Raw genomic sequence first — 17,776 nt, 5'->3', positions numbered from 1 at the left:
GCCGCGGTACGTAGGGGGCTTAGAGTGTCAAGCAAAACTTAAGGCTAATTGGAAGTCCCCGCCTGCGCGGGGAGGACAAAAGATATCAGGGTATTACCTGGCCGCCAGCTCAACGGCAAAAGCCACACCCAGTTTGGCAAAATTGGTCAGGTGCTCAGGTGTCAGACGGTCCATGGTATCCTTATCGGTGTGTATGAACCGGTTATGGTGAGGGAAATCGGTTTCGCAGGGAAACGCGGCGGGAATCCCTTCTTCCATCCAGGAAGCATGGTCACTGCAGCCATAGCCACAGCTTGATTCAGCAACCGGGACACCCACGTAGGTTTCAATCAGTTTTGACACAAAATCGGTCAAACGATCATCTGTAAAATCACGATAGACCCACATGGTTGGATCGTTTTTGTCATTACGGAACCCCGTCATGTCAAACTGAATCGCGGCCTTCACTGGAATGTCATTTCGCATAAAATGTTCAACAACATACTGTGAACCAACCAGGCCCTGCTCTTCTGCCGAATACCAGATAAAATAAACAGGACGCTTTAAAGGAACATCAGAAGCCAGCATAACGCGCGCCATTTCCATGACACTGGATGAGCCGCTGCCATCATCGCCAGCACCCGGCATTCTGCCTTCCAGCGTGTCCATGTGCGCACCAATAACAATTCCGGGCGCCTTCAGATCCTTACCGATGACTGTCACGACCGAAGGCTGTTTATAAAAATATCCGGTGTTAACAAAATAGGTTTCCGTATCGCGACGCTGATATTTCAAGGCATAGGATTCAAAGGTTGCTTTGAGCCAGTTGGCCGCATCGACGCCGGTCTGCTCGTTAGGAGAGCGGTTTTTGTAATCGGTTAAACGCTTCAGAGTAGCAAGAATGTTGTCTGTTTTGACCTCGTCAAGGAGCGAAAATACGGCACTCTGATGTGTAACCGGGTAGGAACTGGCTGTGTGCTTCAGCGCCTTCGGCTTTGCAGGCCTTGCCAGCCATTGCTGCGCGGCAGCCTGGCGGGAAGTCAGTTTCTGGGAGGCCAGCTGCGCGCTGACATTCACAAAGCGTCCACATTTCACCTTATCCGCCAGCAAGACCATTTTGCTCATATCGCCAATAGGAATATCAATAATTTTGAATGCCTTGTTTTCGGCCAGAACAGGCCAGGCAGGCGAAATATGTTCCGCCAGACAGGCAGGAAGCTGTAATTGCTGATGAACAACTGGGGAGGTCGCGGCAAACGAAGCGCTGGCCATAACCATACCGGTGGAAAACAGGGACATCCATTGTTGAAAACGCATGATAACTCCTTAATTATGCTTTTGATTAATGCAACGCTTCGATACTACATCATGACATACGGGATGCAAGTGCTATTTTTACTTTCAATAACGCTATTGATAATCATTTTCATTTGTTATAAAGTTTCATCCACGATGAACTGTGCTTTTGGTGAGCAATGAAAACAAAAAAAATCCCTTATTATCTTCTTATCTTTTTATTAACAGCGGGTGCGGCCACCATTCTCGGTTTCTTAAGCTTTGGTGGCATGTATGCGCTGTGGCCAATTCTGGGTCTGGCTCTGGCCGCCTTTGGCCTGTCAGTGGCCTATGAAGGGGAAATTTATTTCCAGAACATCAAAAACGCACTGAACAAATGGTTTTTCAAACGTGATTACCTTCCCCGCCGTCTGGCAAAAGAATGCCTGGCCGATATGGTTGCCGAAGCAAGAAAAGAAGAGGACTGTCCGCAGTTTTTCAGGGATTATGAAGCACAGTTGCTGTTGCTGGCGCAGTTTGGCCATGCCCGTCTCGACCGTGAGAGCAAAAAACAAAAAAAACAGATCAAAAAAACACTGAGCGACATGGAAAAATGGTTCGCCAGGCAACTGTTTGCAGCCCGGCAGGAAGAGGAAGACGACAGGGAAAATGACAGGCTGAATTATCAAAGAGAACTGCAGCGCTGGCTGAACGACCACGGTCGCGAAAAAAGCATGGATCTGCTGGCCAGGCGTGAGCGACAGTTTCTGGCAGCCAAACTGTTTGCCGTCGTATCCGGCGCCTTCATGGCCCTGGGTACCACCTATCTGCTGGTCGGACAGTTCCTGGCCATTCCTTTGCTGGCCAGCATCCCCTTCGGTCTGTTTCCCGCCCTGATTATTCCCATGGCGGTTGTGGCCGGGATTGGCTGGGGCTTGCTCACCTATAACGCCATCACCGATATGATCTGCAATGACACCCTGCGCAAATGGTATGTCAAACTGCGTGACAATATCAAAGCCGATTTCAGCCACGGTTTCTGGAAGGGTCTTTTCAGCCGCAGCACCTTTATGGCCGTGGTTGCCCTGACATTAACAGGGCTTGCTGTCGCCCTGACCATCTGCACCGCAGGAACCTGGTGGACGATTGCCAAAAATACCCGGCCTCTGTTTGGCTGGATGGCGCATATGCCGCGTTTTATTATGGGCATCCTCAATCCGATCGCCACAGGCCTGTCGGCTCTGATATGGAACGTGGAAAACACCATGGAAACCTTCGAGATGATCGACGAAGAGCTGAGTGCCAAAGAGAATTTTTTCAAACGAAGCTGGCGCAGTATTCGCAATGGCTGGAGCGCATTACGCGAGCGTGAAAACAACTGGCAGCTGGTTAATCCATTTCGAATCATCTTGCTGCTCACCTTTGTCCCTCTGCGTATTCTGCTGTTTATCGGCCACCTGGCCAGCATCAGCGTAACCGCTGACCGCGTACCCGGTATTCCTGAAATTGCATCGGCGATTTTGAATTTCATCAGCGAATTTTTTGAAGACGTGCATTACTTCAGTTTTTTAACGGAATCAGACTCTGATCATCATGATCACCACCATCATCATCACCACCATCATGACCACGTGGAAATGGAACACTTGTGTGACGGACACGACGACAGCGCCCGTATCAGTCAGTTACTGGACGAGCGTCTGAAATCAGGGCACGGGCACAGTCACGACAACGATCTGCCCACGCGCCTGCTGCGCTTCCTGTTTGTACCACTGATTGGATTGTCAGCTCTGTGGGCCAGTATGACCAGTGGCCGTGATGAAAACGGTAAACACAGGGTCAGTCTGAGTGCGGCATGGAAGCATCACATGGGTATTCAGCCCGAGCAAAGCATCCAGGTGGATACGACTAAGGGGCCTGCCGTTTCCGGCGCATGGCGAGTAGAGCAGGCGGTTTATCGCGTAGAGCGTTTTGAACAGGAGCATTTCGGTCGGGTTCTGTTTGGCCGTGACGCAGCCCTTGATAAAAAACAGAGTCTTAGCGATTTCAAGACCCGTTTACGCAGCGATAACCCAATCAATGACGAAGTATTCAGCCAGGAAGCAGAAAAGGAAGTATACGCCACGCAGCGCTTCTTCAATAAACCCACAACACGTACTCAGGCGTTTCTGGCCGGATTATCTCGACGTATCGCGCCAATTACTCCCGAAGGCGCTCACAACAGTGATGTGGACTCGGATTATGGCTTTTAAGCCATAATCTGTGATACGTCGATACATCAACATGAGGTCATTGCGAGTGCAACAAAGCAATCCACGTTCGGAACCCTGAACCACGGATTGCTTCACTTCGTTGGCAATGACGTTATTCAACCCAGTAAACTTTTCAGACCCGCCAGGTGCGATTTGGCCAGCGCTTTGGATTGCTCCTCATTACGTTCGCCGCTTTTGCCATACCATTCCAGACTGTCCTGCGGTAATTCGTCAAGAAAACGGCTGGGCTGGCAGTCCTGCAGCTCACCCGCGCGGCGGCGCTGACGGGCAAGGGTGAGGCACAGGCCTTTCTGGGCGCGGGTGATACCCACGTAGGCAAGACGGCGTTCTTCTTCGATCTGGTCCTCTTCGATGCTGACGCGATGCGGCAGCAGCTCCTCTTCCATACCGACCAGATACACGTAGGGAAACTCCAGCCCTTTCGACGCGTGCAGTGTCATCAGCTGAATACTGTCGGCATCGCCCTCGTCTGATTGCTCAAGAATATCAATCAGAATCAATTTATTGATCACATCCGCCAGACTCTGCTCCGTTTTTTTTTCCAGCAGGCGCCCTACCCAGTCCAGTAACTCCCAGACGTTTTCCATGCATTTCTGTGCTTTGGCCGGCGAGTCGCATTGCTCATAGACATGCGCTTCGTATGCACTGCTCTCCACCATGTCTCGCAGCACGTCCACCGTCGGCTCATGATTGAGGCGATTGTTAATCGTGTGCATCCATTGTTTGAAGGCATGCAGAGCCATCCGGGGTTTTTCCGTTACATGCTCAGACAGAGCGAGATGATCGGCGCATTGAAACAGGCTTTGTCCACGGCTTTGAGCATAGTTGCCCAGCGCATCAAGGGTACTGTCACCGATGCCGCGTCTGGGTGTGGTGACGGCGCGTAAAAAGGCGGCATCGTCCGCTGGATTGCACAGCAGTTTCAGATAGGCGAAAACGTCTTTGACTTCCGAGCGCGCAAACCAGGACTGGCCGCCACTGATGCGATAATTAACGCTGTGATGACGCAGCACTTTTTCAAATACCCGCGACTGATGGTTGCCGCGATATAAGATCGCGTAGTCGCCGTATTGTTTACCGTTACGCAGCCTGTGACTGATCAGATCGGCCACCACCTGTTCGGCTTCGTCCTGATCATCACGGCAGCACAGCACGCGCAGCATATCGCCGTGACCGAGCTCGCTCCATAGTTTTTTTTCAAACAAATGCACGTTATTGGCAATGAGGGTATTGGCTACATGCAGAATCCTGGCCGTGGAACGGTAGTTCTGCTCGAGCTTGATGATTTTTAACTGTGGATAGTCCTGCTGCAGCTGTGCAAGATTTTCCGGACGCGCGCCGCGCCAGGCATAGATGGACTGATCATCGTCGCCCACCACCGTAAACTGCGCCCGCACGCCGGTCAGGAGAGTAACCAGGACGTATTGGCAGGTATTGGAGTCCTGGTATTCATCGATCAGCAAATGGCGGATCGCGTTTTGCCAGCGCTCAAGACAATCAGGAAACTGGCGCAGCAGATACACCGGCAGCCGAATCAGATCGTCAAAATCGACGGCATTGTAAGCGCTTAAGGCCTTCTGGTAACGGGCATAAATCGGGATGGCTTCGGCAAGCATCGGTCGATCGAGGCTTTGCTTCGCGGCCTCGTCCGGGTCCAGCAAATCATTTTTCCAACGGGATATCTGCTGTTGAATCTGCGCAACGTACTCTTTTTCGCCGGCCTTGCCTGGCGGTAAAATTCCCCGCAGCACCTGCTGGCAGTCATCGCTGTCAAAAATAGAAAAACCGGCGCGCAGGCCACAGCGTGCCAGATCCTTTTTAATGATTTTCAGGCCCAGGGTATGAAAGGTCGCCACATTCAAACCGCGACGGCTGGCCGCAGGAATAGTGCTGGCAATTCGCGCGCGCATTTCGTTGGCAGCCTTGTTGGTAAAGGTGACGGCATAAATATTTTTTGCGGAGTAGGAGCATTTTTCCAGCAGCCAGGCGATTTTCTGAGTGATAACACGGGTCTTTCCGCTGCCGGCGCCGGCGAGAACCAGCAGAGGACCATCAATATATGTTACCGCTGCCATTTGTTGGGGATTTAGCATGCAGGCCTCATAAAAAAAAGGCATTATCGCGCGATGCAGGCCCAGACACAAGACAGACGTATAGGTTCAGGCTCCTGAGCTCATCATCAACATGGACAGGGCCATTCCGATCATCATCAGGTTTTCGGTGAGAGAAATGAATCCCAGCGGTACATTGCTGTCACCGCCCACGCAGGCGCACTTCAGATCACGTCGGTCGATATAAACCGCTTTAAACACAGAAACGGCACCTACCGTCCCGATAAACAAGGCGATTGGAATGGAAAGCCAGTTTAAGGCCCCGGCAATCATTAAGATACCCGCCAGGCCCTCAGCAAAGGGATAAATATAACTATAGGGAACCCAGCGTCTGGCCAGAAGGTCATAGTTTAAAAACATGGTTGAAAAGCTATCAATATTCTGCAGTTTTAACATAGCGAGAACGGCCATGCTGAAGGCGATAAACCAGCTTAAGGCATGTGCGGTGAACGGGCTGCCATAACCCGCCTGACTTACCGCCATGGCCATGCAGGCGGTCATCGCAAACAGCACCATGACCGGACGGTAACTTTTTTCCTTTGGATCACGCACTGTTTTTCCAAAATAGCGCCGTAAATCGTCATATCCTCCGATTCGCTCCTGATTAATGAAAATCTGCGGCGTGGTTTTTACCTGATGTTCATCCTTAAACGCATCAACCTGCTCCCGGGTTGTCAGCCAGTGCTCTTCAATTTCATAGCCCTGACGCTTCAACAGATCCCGTGCCTTAAGCCCATAAGGGCAGACATGATGCTCCATCACCATCCGATACAAAACAGCTTTTTTATTCGTGTTCATCTATAGACCCCCTGCCATGTTATGTCGTTAATATGCTCTCTGGATGTACCTTGCTGCCTCTGATTACTATCGTTTTATGACGCGATTTCTCACCTGATTTCAGCTGGATATCTGATCTCGGAACCTCAAACAGCTGCGCCAGGTATTTCACCAGCACAGCATTCGCACGCCCTTCAATGGGTGGCGCCATCAGCCTGAGCTTGAGCTCATCCCCGATGAGCCCAATCAATTCATTGTGTCTTGCTCCAGGCTGAACGTACAGCCTTAGTATCAGCACATCTGATTCCAGTCGATACCATGACATGACAGGAGTCTCACTATTTCAATGATATCACGGGGTTCCAGGTTCGGATGACTCAGGTCTTTGAAATTCCTGCGCCAGCGCTGCTCCTATGTCAGGATATGTGAACTTAAAACCGAGCTGCTCCAGGCGTTTCGGAATAACCCGTTGACCTCTGAGCAGCAGATATTCCCCCATCTCGCCAAATACAGCCCGGATCACGAACGCAGGTGTTTTAAACAAAAGTGGCCGTTTCAGGGCTTTGGCAAACTTACGGGCAAACTCCTGTTGCGTAACTGGCTCAGGGCTTGTGATGTTAACTGGCCCGCTTACTTCCGGATGCTCGATGAGAAAATCAATGGCGTTGATTAAATCCTGGTAGTGAACCCATGACAATGTCTGATTACCACTGCCCAGAACGCTCCCTAACCCCATGCGAAATGGAAGTTCCAGTTTTTTCAGCATGCCATCACCTTGCTTCAGTACGACACCGAATCGTAATGAGGTGACTGAGATGCCCGCATCAATAGCGTTTTGCAGAGACTGCTCCCACTTCATTCCGATCTCCTGCAAAAAATCATCAGGTGACAGTGGAAGAGGAGACGTTTCATCGAAGCAGACCGTACTGTGTTCCTGCGCCCCATAAATCCCTATCGCGCTGGCACAAAAAAAACGGGGTCTGGCCTGATGATGGATAAGCCATGACGTCAGCTGCTGATTGGTTCCGGTACGCGATTCAATCAGTTCCTTTTTGACCGTTGTACTCCAGCGACTGGCACCAATGTTGGAACCTGATAAATTGATGACGAGATCGCAGGGTCTGGCATCGTGATCGTTCAGGCTGTCCCAGGTCAGCCTGCGCACGTCTTTTGGAAAAATTGACGCCAGTTTCTCCTGACTGCGGCCAAGCACGGTAAGCGTATGGCGTTGAGAGAGATGCTGAATAAGTACGGTACCGATAAATCCAGACGCTCCGGCAATAAGAATATTCATGGTTTCGTTCCTGTCATTTTTATCCCACCAGAAAATGACCATCATGATGTTGGTTCCACCGGCCTCTGTCAACCCACCAGAACATCTCTGATCGCCGCCAGAGAGCCATCGTTTTTCGCGGGCTTTAGATTCAGAATCTCTGCAAACAGGGAGTATAGATTGATGTTTTGCAGTGCCGGTCGAGTATAGTGCCTTTTAAATGCGGGCCCGCTGGCGATGAATACAGCCTGCATGCTTTGCAGTTGCGGATTGTAGCCATGCGTTCCTTTTTGCGGTGCCTTGTCCTTACCAAGCAGATACCCTCGCTCATCAGCCACACACAGGATGGGCGGTGTATGGGTAGAATTAAAGTGGAAGCTGGCTGGAATATCCGCATCACGGTACACGGTCATGCCTTTGCCGGCCTGTGTTAAAGCCTGATATACCGCCTGTATTTTTTCGGGCCTTGGATAAACCGCCACGACGGCATCCGAATCCGTGATGGCCAGCAGATCCTCTTTAGGGATAATTTTCATCAGGTCGATGACCTTATCAGGATCAATCGGGCTCATGCCATGATCCGAAACAATAACCAGATTAACCTGACTGGCAATACCGCGCTGTTCAAGGCCCTTGATCAACTGACCTATGGCCGCATCAATCTGGCCGGCGGTTTTGCGCACGAGCTCTGAATCCGGCCCGGCATCGTGGCCGGCGTTGTCGAGGTTTTCTACATACATCATCAGCAAGGTGGGTCGTTGCTTTTCGGGCAGATCCAGCCAGCTCAGAATCTGCCTGACCTTGGCATCCGGTGCGATATTTTCAGCATACTCTTTATAGTATGTGGGTTTGAGGCCTTCAATCATAAAACCCGACACGGGCCAGGCCGCGGAGGCCGTTCGTTGTCCCTGTTTTTCAGCTGAGATCCAGATGGGTTCTCCCTTCCACCAGCTGGGGTCGCTTACCGTCACTCGGTGGCCAACATAGGTAAACGGCTCCTTCATTTCTTTTGAGACAAACTCATTCATGATAATGCCGTGATGCTCAGGGTACAGCCCTGTCGCTATTGAATAATGATTGGGAAACGTAATACTGGGGAATACGGCCAGCAGGGGCGAGTGAACACCCTCTTTTGCCAGTTTCGATAAATTGGGCAATGAAAGCCTGTTCAGATAGTCATCTCTGAAACTGTCAATTGATACCACGATCAGGGTCGGCTGGAGGTTTGTGATCTTAGCCTGCCCGGTTATAGGATAGATAGCCATCAATGACAACAGCAGCAACAGATGTTTCATAACCGCTCCGGTTTATCAGTGAAAACAACTGTTTCAGCCTAACCCGATTCATAACAAAGAGGCAATCCCTGTCACCGAACCGTGACCGTCAGGGAGCGGAAAACCTGGCTGGCTGAGTCCTGATAGATACCTGTAAAAAAATCATATAGTCATGATATAAATAAAGGCGATAAGCTGTTGCATATCCCCTTACTTACCCATAACAGAGCGAACTATTTTTATGGAAGCACAGTATTACTCTACCGTCGCGCAGGTCAAGGCAGGCGTATCGAATCAGCGGGTTGACGCGCTTGATTCAGCACGCGGACTCATCATGATCATGATGGCGCTATGCCATACCCGCGATTACATTGGTGCGGGTGGCTATGAAAACCTCCACTGGCATATGAGCCCCGCCTGGAACGGTCGCATGGGTATTGATGTCCTGCAGCAGTTATTCAGTGTCATGGTTCCTGGTGGATTTTTTATGCTGATGGGCATCGGCATCGTCTTTTTTTATCGCTCGCGCCTGAAAAGCGGCTGGCCACCTGCCAGAATCCGGCGCTACCTTCTGGTGCGTGGCCTGGTGTTGGTTACCTTGCAGTTAACCGTGCTGCAGCTGTTTGAAATCATGGCCGAACAAAGCCTCTATTTTTTCATGGGCGTGTTATTTGCGCTGGGTTGCTGCATGATGGTGGCCAGTTGCGTTGAATATCTGTCTCAGCGCATGACATCCCCTTTTCTTCTCCCTGTTCTGCTTATCGTCGCTATCACCATTCCACAACAGCTTTACATTAACTCCCTGCAGAATCAGCACCTGAATGCCAGCCTCTGGCAGGACCTGCTTTTGCTGTGTGGCGTATCGTATCACGGCATTAAAATCGACATTGATTTTACACCCCTGCCGTGGATCCCGGGCGTCATGCTGGGTTTGGTAATCGGCCATTTAATGTTGAAATATAAACAGCGCAGCATGAAAATAATTGGCAAAACTGCTGTATTTTTTTTAGCGACAGTCGCAATCCTTACCGCGCTGAATTTCTCTCTCGGCATAAAGGTGGGTGATTATCGTGACTACGGCTCACTGGCTCAAACCAGCGTGCTCTCCTGGCTTTGCTTCAGCAAATACCCGCCCAGCATCAATTATTATCTGTTTTCATGCGGTATCAGCCTGGCCCTCATCTATCTGTTTAGCCTGTGCGAGCACCGGGCAACCTTGCGCAGCCTGCTGTCCCCTGTCAAAACCATTGGCCAGTGTGCGCTGTTTTTTTATGTTCTGCACTGGTTTGTTTACTATGGCTTATCATTAATCACACCTACGGAGGGATTCTCGCAGAGTGAAGTATTGGCAACCTGGCTGCTTGGCATCCTGCTTTTATACCCACTGTGCAAGATCTTCCTGCGTTTCAAACAGAGTCAGGCGCCGGAATCGCTCTGGCGCCTGTTTTAATTGAACCTGGTTCCACTCATTTATTATTCTTCTGTTGGCGAACAGCTAACACAACTATCAAGCATAAAAAGGTACATAATGAATGTATTTTGCATTTTTAATCTCTGGGTTACCAACTTTAATTTTATTTTGCTCCAAGGCATCTTTAATTATTCGCGAAGCAAGGGCATAATTTTTTTCATTAATCCCTAATCGTTGTCGTAAAGATGCATTTGTCATTTTTTCATTTGATAAATATTTTAAAATACAATGTTGAAAGCAAGCCTCCACACGTTCTTGTTTACTCATATCTTGATAATTTTTAGGGGCGTAAAGTATTACTTTAAAAGCTATACTCATCGTTCGCTTAAATTTTAATTGACTTCCTGCGTATCATTTTGAGTAAAATATTCACGGTGCTCTATTTATTTCAGACAGACTTGGGTTATGTCATGTGTTGCGAGAACCCTACGTTATATATTTTCGTCTTAATGATTAAAAAATATCAAATAATTTGCCTTGTCCCGCCATCAAGTGCACAATAAAAGCCCACAAATATTTCCGGAATCAAATCATGGCTGCAACAGAAACAGCTGTAACGGGTGTAATAACCGGCGAAAACCCGGCTAACAAGTCACTTCAACAGATGGCATTTAGCGTGCTTTTAAATAACATGGGTCTATTCAACAAGGATGATGTAGCCAACTTATACCCATTAAAGGAGAATTTAACCAATACCCTGATTCAACATGTAGCGAATGGACGTCAGGATGAAGCGAAAGCCATCCTGGCTAGATTTCCTGAGCTGCTTTTGGAAACAGGAGCTGCCATTGATATTGCCGGTTATCAATTTACAGGTACTGCTTTTGAATATGCCGTGTGGGCAATGGATACCCACATGTACACTATGATGCTGGATTGTCTTCCTCAAAACGAACAAGGTGAGGAGATAAGAAAGGGCTTGTTAGAGCAAGCCGAAGCGCAAAAAGAGCACTTTAATTTTCAGCCGCTCATTACGGCGCTCCAAACCTATGTTGATAATTTTAATGCCTGGGATTGGCCGCAGAGACAGGAGCACTGGTGTAAAGTCGTTGGCTTGACGCAAAGGGATTTGCCGGCGCATGTTCGCCACGAATACTGCTATCCGGACCGCTCATTTTCTCCGGTGCCAAATTTTACCGAGAAGGTCTTGCCACGGTCTTTAAGGTTTTTTAATTGGGTTACGGACTCGTGGGATAATTGGGACGCCGGGGCTGCAGGCTTGGGTTCTAATTTTGCTATTCTGCGGGGGCGGGACGCGGGTGCGTTCCTGCCGTGCGGGGGGCGGGCGGCGGCTCGCGGCGCGCGCCACGATTTGGCGGCAGTCACCGCCTTATGTAAAGTGAGAACAGCAGACTTGATTTCGCTTACGCAGCGACTTCAGGTTCCGATTCAAAAACTTGATGATGTTTCAGAGGCTCCGACTTGCATCTAGCCCGTGCGAGCAATCCTGTGGCATAAATTGCCACAGGATTTGGCTCCCAGCAGCTCGTTAAAAACCACTCAAGCAGCTCCTGATATCCCCAAATTTCCGATGTCCTCACCCACCACACGATCCAACGATGCAAATAAGCGCTGATTCTTCGGGAAGAGATCCCATCTATCACCATTTGCTTAACTTGTTCGCGTGCCTTTCGCAAGGTTCTCGGGTGTGGAACTATGCGGTTTGGCGTAGGCAATGCAGGCTCAGTTGTCTTACCCTCCCCTAATAAGGTTGAATATTACGCAGTTCGCGTTTATTTTCTGAGCTAACATTAGTCTGTATCACGGTGGTGTTATCCCGGAGTTGCGTCCCGGGATAGTGTATTCCTAAAAAATGAAACCCTTTGTCTATATGGCCTATACGCGTTTTTTTTGTGGACAAGCGTAAGCCCCTTTCTTTTAAAACGCCTATCATCCTTTGCTTGCAACGAGTAAGCTGCCGTTTTGTATTGCACAAAATCAAAATATCGTCCTGATAACGAAAATAGCTCACGTCCATCGCATCAAATGCATCATCAAGCGGTTTTAAAAATATGCCACTGAAAAACTGCGATAACGGGCCCCGCAATGCAATTCCATGATCGGGGTTTTTGTAGCCTCGCGGTGTTTCAATGGGGTTGGTGATGATATTTTCAAGCATAATCCGGACTTTCGAATCGTCATATATCTGATTGATATCCTGAATCAATCGGTGATGTGAAATCGATTTGTAAAAGGATTTGATATCCGCGCGTATGACATACTTTGGTTGTTTTTCCTGAAGCACTTGCCGGATTTTTTGTGTTGCGACTTTCACCCCATTTGGACCTTGAAGGTGATAACAATTTGGATTCATCACATGAGCGAAAGTCGGTTTTAATTCCTGTAGCAGGATATGTTGAAAAATACGGTCAGACAGGTGCAATTGGTCAACCATCTCGTCTTTAAAATAATAACGATGCAGGAATCGGGGTGTGTAAGTACCGTTTATCATGGCCTCAACGCCTTGTGTCAACCATACATCAAGTTCTCGTGCCATAAAATGAACGTCGTGATTAGGATTTGCGAATCGCTTTTGTTTATTAATCTTTGCAAAAAGCTTGCGGCCCAAGGCCTGCATTTGTACAAAATCCCATCGTTTCATCCGCACTCTGCTGGTTAAGATAATAGTTTGGTTCACGGTATATCGGCAAGATTCGTATACACAGACGCCGCCAAACCGAGCAGCGTCAAAATTCGCACTTGTACCGCTGTCAACGGTGTCAGAGTAACGTATCTCGAGTCATGAAGACTCATGACCATTAACGAAATACCACGAAACGTGCCGAGCATCATTTCCGCTGTGGGCCTAGCGGTTGCTCGCTTTGGGTTACCTTTATAGATCCCTGATAATTTTTCTTCTTTTTTTAACAAAGCCTCCCGCACGGTAAACTCAAGCAAGCACAGAACTCTCAAACCAATACTGAGCAAGCGGATAAGGCCTTTGATGCGGTGCGTTGAACTGAGATAGATGGGAGTAAGGCCAAGCATTTTTCCTTTATAACGGGCAAACCCATGCTCAATCAAATATTCCTGGCGATAAGCAAGTACGGCCTCACTTAAACTCAACGCCTTGTCATTACAGGCATATACACGCCATCCCAAGTTCTGCACACGGTTTTTCCATGCCTTGCCATCAAGCGTCGCATGAACGGTGATTTCCGTTTCAACCAGTATACAGGCTTGACGAGTGCGTGTGGCTTTACGAGGAGTCTCCTTTTTACTTTTGAGATATTCAATTTGCAATAAATCGCTAACCGCGTGTTTTTTTCAAGATATTGTCTACGGCAGCGCATAGCTCTTTCTCGTCCAGCGTCTTTATGCCTTGACCGTGTTTATTGAGCCTGGCAATAGCTTCTTGCGCTTTTTCCAAGCGAATTTGAAGCGATTTTTCTTGCTTTGTAGCATATTTGAATGAATGCACAACTAACCGCTGCTCATCCCATGAAAAAATTTCATCCTCTCTGACCGATTGCAAAGTTACCGTGTAGACAAAGCCTTCTGCTATCAGCGAAGGCTTTTCGTTTTCATCTGATAATGGATGGTAGACAGGGGTTAGTGTTTGCTGGTTACTCCATACGGGTTCCAGCAACAAACCCATCTCATCTTCGGAAACTTGTACAGAGGACAGTGGACATAAGTAATAATCATCACTCTGTGCAACATAGGCGCGAGTCGCCATCGATGCCATTTTACAGTCACCCACGTAAAGAACGCCTTGTGTAGCAACACTTTTCTGAACTTTGTATATTTCGGGGATGTACAGCGGATCGTCTGCCTTTTCACCACTGACTATCGTTGTTGTTAACGGGATCCCTAATGGATCCAATGCCGATTGATTGATTTTTAATTGGGGTAAATCCGGGCGGTGGTCTTTGCTGTGTCCAAATTGGAAAAGACCATCCTCTGTCACAGTCATATAGCCCGATACGCTGGTGCTATCGACCCGCACACGCTGTACTTTCAGATCATAAACGCGCAGGATCCCTTGATTGAGCTGGCTTTCAAATTCTTCATATTTATCGTCCCGGCCTAAACAATCCAGAATCACTGCAAGCCGGTCATCACTAAAATCCAGAGCACACAACGGTTTTCCAAGGCATTTTTCCAATGAGAGTAATAAGCCGCTCGCCCAGTTCTCTACATGATTGAGCCGGTGATCACCCTCGCTCAATATATATGCAAGCCATACTTTTACAATGTCTCCTGCACGCAGACCCTGCCAGTTTCCATGCATGGGGAATACTTCATCCAATCGTTGAGTTAATTGAATTTTATCCATCTGCGCTAATAGCAGTGGAATATCGTCGATTCGTTCGACTGCACCGGTAAGTCCTGCTGCCATATGAAAAAACTTTGTACCGTGATAGAAAAAAGTGCTCCATTATTGTATGGTTTTGATAAAAATCAAAGATATTTTATTTTCGATCTAATAAAGTGCTACAAGGTTAATTTATGGACTTGTTGGCAGTTGAATGAAGATTGATTTAATTTAAGCGAACGGTGAGCTATAGTACCAATTTCAAATTTAAGTGGTGGTAATCCATATAGCTCAATAGCTGTTAAAGTCCTTATTAAACCACTGCCTCGATCCTCACAAATATGAGTTTTATACATTATTCTGGCAAGTAATTCGTTTCTCGGATTAGTAGAACCAAATAATCTATCAACAGATGTTTTTGCAATTAAAGTACCTGGATTAGTGATCTCCATACGATCGGAAAAAATTTCAACTTTTGGATGAGCACTATCAATACTAAAATCCTGGTGGATAATTGCATTTGCTAAGAGCTCTCGGATTGCAACCGTAGGATAAACAGTCGCAGTCTTAGCCATCAATCTCAATACTCTACAACAAATAACAATAATAAAATCAACCACCTATGAACAGGCATATTACCGTCACTTGTTGTCATTTATTGCCATTATTTGTGGCGTAGTGTCCCATGAGTGTCCCAAGAAATCAGTGGTTTTTTTCATTGTCGAAAGGATCGCATTCATTTGAAGTGATGCTCTTGTGAATATGCATGGTTTTATATTTGTTTGCTAACAAACATGAGATTTTTAAATAGTTAACTCAACTGTTGTTGATAAGCATTCAAAAATAATTTGTTGGTTTTGGCATGAAATAGAGCACGTGTCTTATAAATTTCTGTAGCAAAATCAAATGTAATTTGGCGTATCTCAACACTAAACGTTAACATTTTGTTATCACTTATAGATGCTTCTTCAGGATGGATTAAGAAGTTATTCCATAAATCTAGATCTTGGATATTATTTAAAAAGGGTACATTAATTTTGGATAGATATGTTTTAAGTTTTATTTCTTGGTTTTGTGATATTTTTTTTATGTCATCCTTATAATTTTGAGAAATTTTTTGGTATGCCTCGGTGATATTGAGCATCATAGAAATTTCATCAGAGTAGTTAAAAGATTCATCATGACAATAATCAACTTGTTTGCTAAAAGTACTAATTTGTCTGTTAACTTTATTAGCTTCTTTAATAAAGGAGAACATTAACTCATGCTCATCTTTTGGAAGAAGATACTCTTTGCCTGTTCTAATACGTTTTTCAGCTATTTTTTTTACCAAAAGCCAATACTCTATTTCTTCCGCCTGTTTTTTGAAAAGTTCTAAATTTTTGTGATTACATTCTATTTGTTTATTTCTATATGGTTTTAGTTCTTGTTCGAATAAAAAACGATTAAATGCGGCACGATTCTCGTATTTTTTTAAAATGTAGTTTGTCCACATAGGTAAAATACAAGTTAGAAGCAAGCCCCAGAAAATATAACTGACAATTGCTCGTCCATTTTTTTTGATAAAATTTAGGGGTTTCAATTTATCCTCTAATCATGAGTGTTCTACGAAATCAGCCTAATCCTTCCAGAATACCTGCTGTTCCCATTCGGCAGGAAACCCCATATCTTGAATGCTCATATAGTTGGAATCTGGAAAAGAATATATTAACTCAACTACTCGCATTTGCCATGTTGATCGGGGACAAATTATTTTCATGTAATGCGCCAAAATACATAACACTACATAGACCCTGGATGTCATATGAATGTTGCTGATGAATCTATCAAACGCGGGCATTTCGCTTAATTTTGCAAGCTTTGGCTGATCAATTAAGTTTCTGTTCCACAATCGACTATGATGTGCCACTACGTTACGAACATAATTTAAAGTCCGTAACCAGCTCTCCATAATTTTCCAGTCAGGAATATTATATTTTTTAGCAAGGACAGCTTTATCTTTTACCGTCATTCCTTGATAAAATACAGAAAGAAGCCCGAAGTCCCACAACTCAATAGCCACCCAAATAGGTAATGGTAGGCCATATTTCGCCTTATAGTGCTCAACAAAGTCCTCTTTTGATCGCCTAATCAGTTGATCATGCTTAGAAATCCACTCTTGATATCTTGTCTTGCCTGTTTCAGGATCTATTTTTTTAGTAAAGTTTCCATGCAATAAATCTGGATTGGTGTAAGCAAAGGGATCTTTTTCTCCCAATAAGTAAGCTATATCCACTCTAAAGGCTACTTCTACTCGCTCAATTGCATCTAATATCAACAGACGTAGTTTTTTATCAAAGACATATAAAGCAACAGTGTCTTGGAAGCGAGCGCCTGGCATAAATGCATCTGATCGTCGAGGCCTTAAGGATTTTGTTTGTTGCTCTGCTAAAGGGATTAATTTGCGGCAAGGATACCAATAGCCACTTAAACGATAATAGCCCAAGCGACGTAAGTACTCTAACGCTATAATATCATTGGTTACTTCTAAACCACGTGACTTCAACAGTTCAAGCTGTTGTTCAAAAGTAAGATAGGGCTTATTATAACGCGACATTTTCGATTTCATAAAAAAGAAAACCCACCCGTGCATTTTGCAATGTAGAGGAGTGAGCCGTGTTATTTACAGTATAACATCATTAATGGTATTTGTGGCAACAAGTGGAAAGTTAATTTCAATGGTAATTATAAAAAATGATTTATTTTAAACCATTACAGGAAGTTGATTTAAAAGTTCTTTATGAATGGTTTCAAGAGCCAACGATTAATCAATGAACTCCTGACTCATTTTCGTTTGGTAGTTGTTGATCCAAATCATGATAATATTCACGCTATTCGGTGTTATGAAAAGGCTGGATTTGAGCAATCAAATTATAGCGATGATTTAGCCTACTGTATCATGCTAAAAAGTATAGAAAAGAGATGATTTGATGGATATTAAAATAGCTTATTTAAAAGAGTACCCAGTCTTCCAATCCAATTCATACAGTTCGTGAGGAATAGGATTCAAACTCTTTTCTAGGGCCTGTTGACAATTCACCTTGCC

The 17,776-nt window shown here is 46.2% G+C and carries 16 protein-coding genes; 3 read left to right on the top strand and 13 right to left on the bottom strand.

Features of this window, described 5'->3' with window-relative positions; translation table 11 throughout:
- Positions 1-93 precede the first annotated feature (93 nt).
- The gene (gene lapA / locus ACQUTA_RS12475; protein WP_444988592.1) at positions 94-1,296 is read right to left on the bottom strand and encodes an aminopeptidase LapA; all 1,203 of its coding nucleotides are present in this window, start codon (positions 1,294-1,296) and stop codon (positions 94-96) included.
- A 158-nt stretch (positions 1,297-1,454) separates the two neighbouring features.
- Here lapA and ACQUTA_RS12470 point away from each other — a divergent pair, with 158 nt between their 5' ends.
- Positions 1,455-3,506 carry a hypothetical protein gene (locus tag ACQUTA_RS12470; protein ID WP_444988591.1) on the top strand — a complete coding sequence of 684 codons (2,052 nt, stop codon included), beginning with the start codon at positions 1,455-1,457 and terminating at the stop codon, positions 3,504-3,506.
- Between the two features lie 116 nt (positions 3,507-3,622).
- On the opposite strand, the gene ACQUTA_RS12465 is transcribed toward ACQUTA_RS12470, so the two are convergent.
- The 5 genes from ACQUTA_RS12465 to ACQUTA_RS12445 form a co-directional block, all read right to left on the bottom strand.
- Positions 3,623-5,620: a UvrD-helicase domain-containing protein gene (locus ACQUTA_RS12465; RefSeq protein WP_444988590.1), complete on the bottom strand. Its 1,998-nt coding sequence runs from the start codon at positions 5,618-5,620 to the stop codon at positions 3,623-3,625.
- Between the two features lie 66 nt (positions 5,621-5,686).
- Positions 5,687-6,436 (bottom strand): MauE/DoxX family redox-associated membrane protein, encoded by a 750-nt coding sequence (locus tag ACQUTA_RS12460; protein WP_444988589.1) that lies wholly within the window; start codon positions 6,434-6,436, stop codon positions 5,687-5,689.
- 19 nt (positions 6,437-6,455) lie between these two features.
- Positions 6,456-6,740, bottom strand: a complete 285-nt coding sequence (locus ACQUTA_RS12455) for a DUF167 domain-containing protein (RefSeq protein WP_444988588.1) — start codon at positions 6,738-6,740, stop codon at positions 6,456-6,458.
- 27 nt (positions 6,741-6,767) lie between these two features.
- Complete coding sequence (locus ACQUTA_RS12450; protein ID WP_444988587.1) at positions 6,768-7,754, bottom strand: TIGR01777 family oxidoreductase; 987 nt, start codon at positions 7,752-7,754, stop codon at positions 6,768-6,770.
- Between the two features lie 23 nt (positions 7,755-7,777).
- Positions 7,778-8,983: an alkaline phosphatase family protein gene (locus ACQUTA_RS12445; protein WP_444988586.1), complete on the bottom strand. Its 1,206-nt coding sequence runs from the start codon at positions 8,981-8,983 to the stop codon at positions 7,778-7,780.
- A gap of 220 nt (positions 8,984-9,203) precedes the next feature.
- On the opposite strand from ACQUTA_RS12445, the gene ACQUTA_RS12440 reads away from it, so the two are divergent.
- A complete protein-coding gene (locus ACQUTA_RS12440; protein ID WP_444988585.1) occupies positions 9,204-10,412 on the top strand; it encodes a heparan-alpha-glucosaminide N-acetyltransferase domain-containing protein in 1,209 nt (402 codons plus the stop codon).
- Between the two features lie 57 nt (positions 10,413-10,469).
- Here the strand turns inward: ACQUTA_RS12440 and ACQUTA_RS12435 are convergent, their stop codons facing one another.
- Positions 10,470-10,751 (bottom strand): hypothetical protein, encoded by a 282-nt coding sequence (locus ACQUTA_RS12435; RefSeq protein WP_444988584.1) that lies wholly within the window; start codon positions 10,749-10,751, stop codon positions 10,470-10,472.
- Between the two features lie 214 nt (positions 10,752-10,965).
- On the opposite strand from ACQUTA_RS12435, the gene ACQUTA_RS12430 reads away from it, so the two are divergent.
- Positions 10,966-11,865 (top strand): Dot/Icm T4SS effector CpeA-related protein, encoded by a 900-nt coding sequence (locus ACQUTA_RS12430; RefSeq protein WP_444988583.1) that lies wholly within the window; start codon positions 10,966-10,968, stop codon positions 11,863-11,865.
- A 270-nt stretch (positions 11,866-12,135) separates the two neighbouring features.
- Here ACQUTA_RS12430 and ACQUTA_RS12425 read toward each other — a convergent pair whose 3' ends face one another.
- The 6 genes from ACQUTA_RS12425 to ACQUTA_RS12400 all read right to left on the bottom strand — a co-directional run bounded on the left by ACQUTA_RS12425 (position 12,136) and on the right by ACQUTA_RS12400 (position 17,299).
- Positions 12,136-13,035, bottom strand: a complete 900-nt coding sequence (locus ACQUTA_RS12425; protein WP_444988582.1) for a reverse transcriptase domain-containing protein — start codon at positions 13,033-13,035, stop codon at positions 12,136-12,138.
- A gap of 32 nt (positions 13,036-13,067) precedes the next feature.
- The gene (locus ACQUTA_RS12420; protein WP_444988581.1) at positions 13,068-13,676 is read right to left on the bottom strand and encodes an IS1634 family transposase; all 609 of its coding nucleotides are present in this window, start codon (positions 13,674-13,676) and stop codon (positions 13,068-13,070) included.
- Positions 13,677-13,683: 7 nt separating this feature from the next.
- On the bottom strand, positions 13,684-14,775 hold the full coding sequence (locus ACQUTA_RS12415; protein WP_444988580.1) for an IS1634 family transposase: 1,092 nt from the start codon (positions 14,773-14,775) through the stop codon (positions 13,684-13,686).
- A gap of 95 nt (positions 14,776-14,870) precedes the next feature.
- Positions 14,871-15,266, bottom strand: coding sequence for an ATP-binding protein (locus tag ACQUTA_RS12410; protein WP_444988579.1), 396 nt, complete (start codon positions 15,264-15,266; stop codon positions 14,871-14,873).
- A gap of 236 nt (positions 15,267-15,502) precedes the next feature.
- Positions 15,503-16,273: a hypothetical protein gene (locus ACQUTA_RS12405; RefSeq protein WP_444988578.1), complete on the bottom strand. Its 771-nt coding sequence runs from the start codon at positions 16,271-16,273 to the stop codon at positions 15,503-15,505.
- A 36-nt stretch (positions 16,274-16,309) separates the two neighbouring features.
- Entirely contained in the window at positions 16,310-17,299 is a 990-nt protein-coding gene (locus tag ACQUTA_RS12400) for an Abi family protein (protein WP_444988577.1), read from the bottom strand.
- Positions 17,300-17,776 lie beyond the last annotated feature (477 nt).

This window comes from Legionella navarrensis, assembly GCF_052527415.1.
This window is presented reverse-complemented; position numbering and strand designations above follow the sequence as displayed.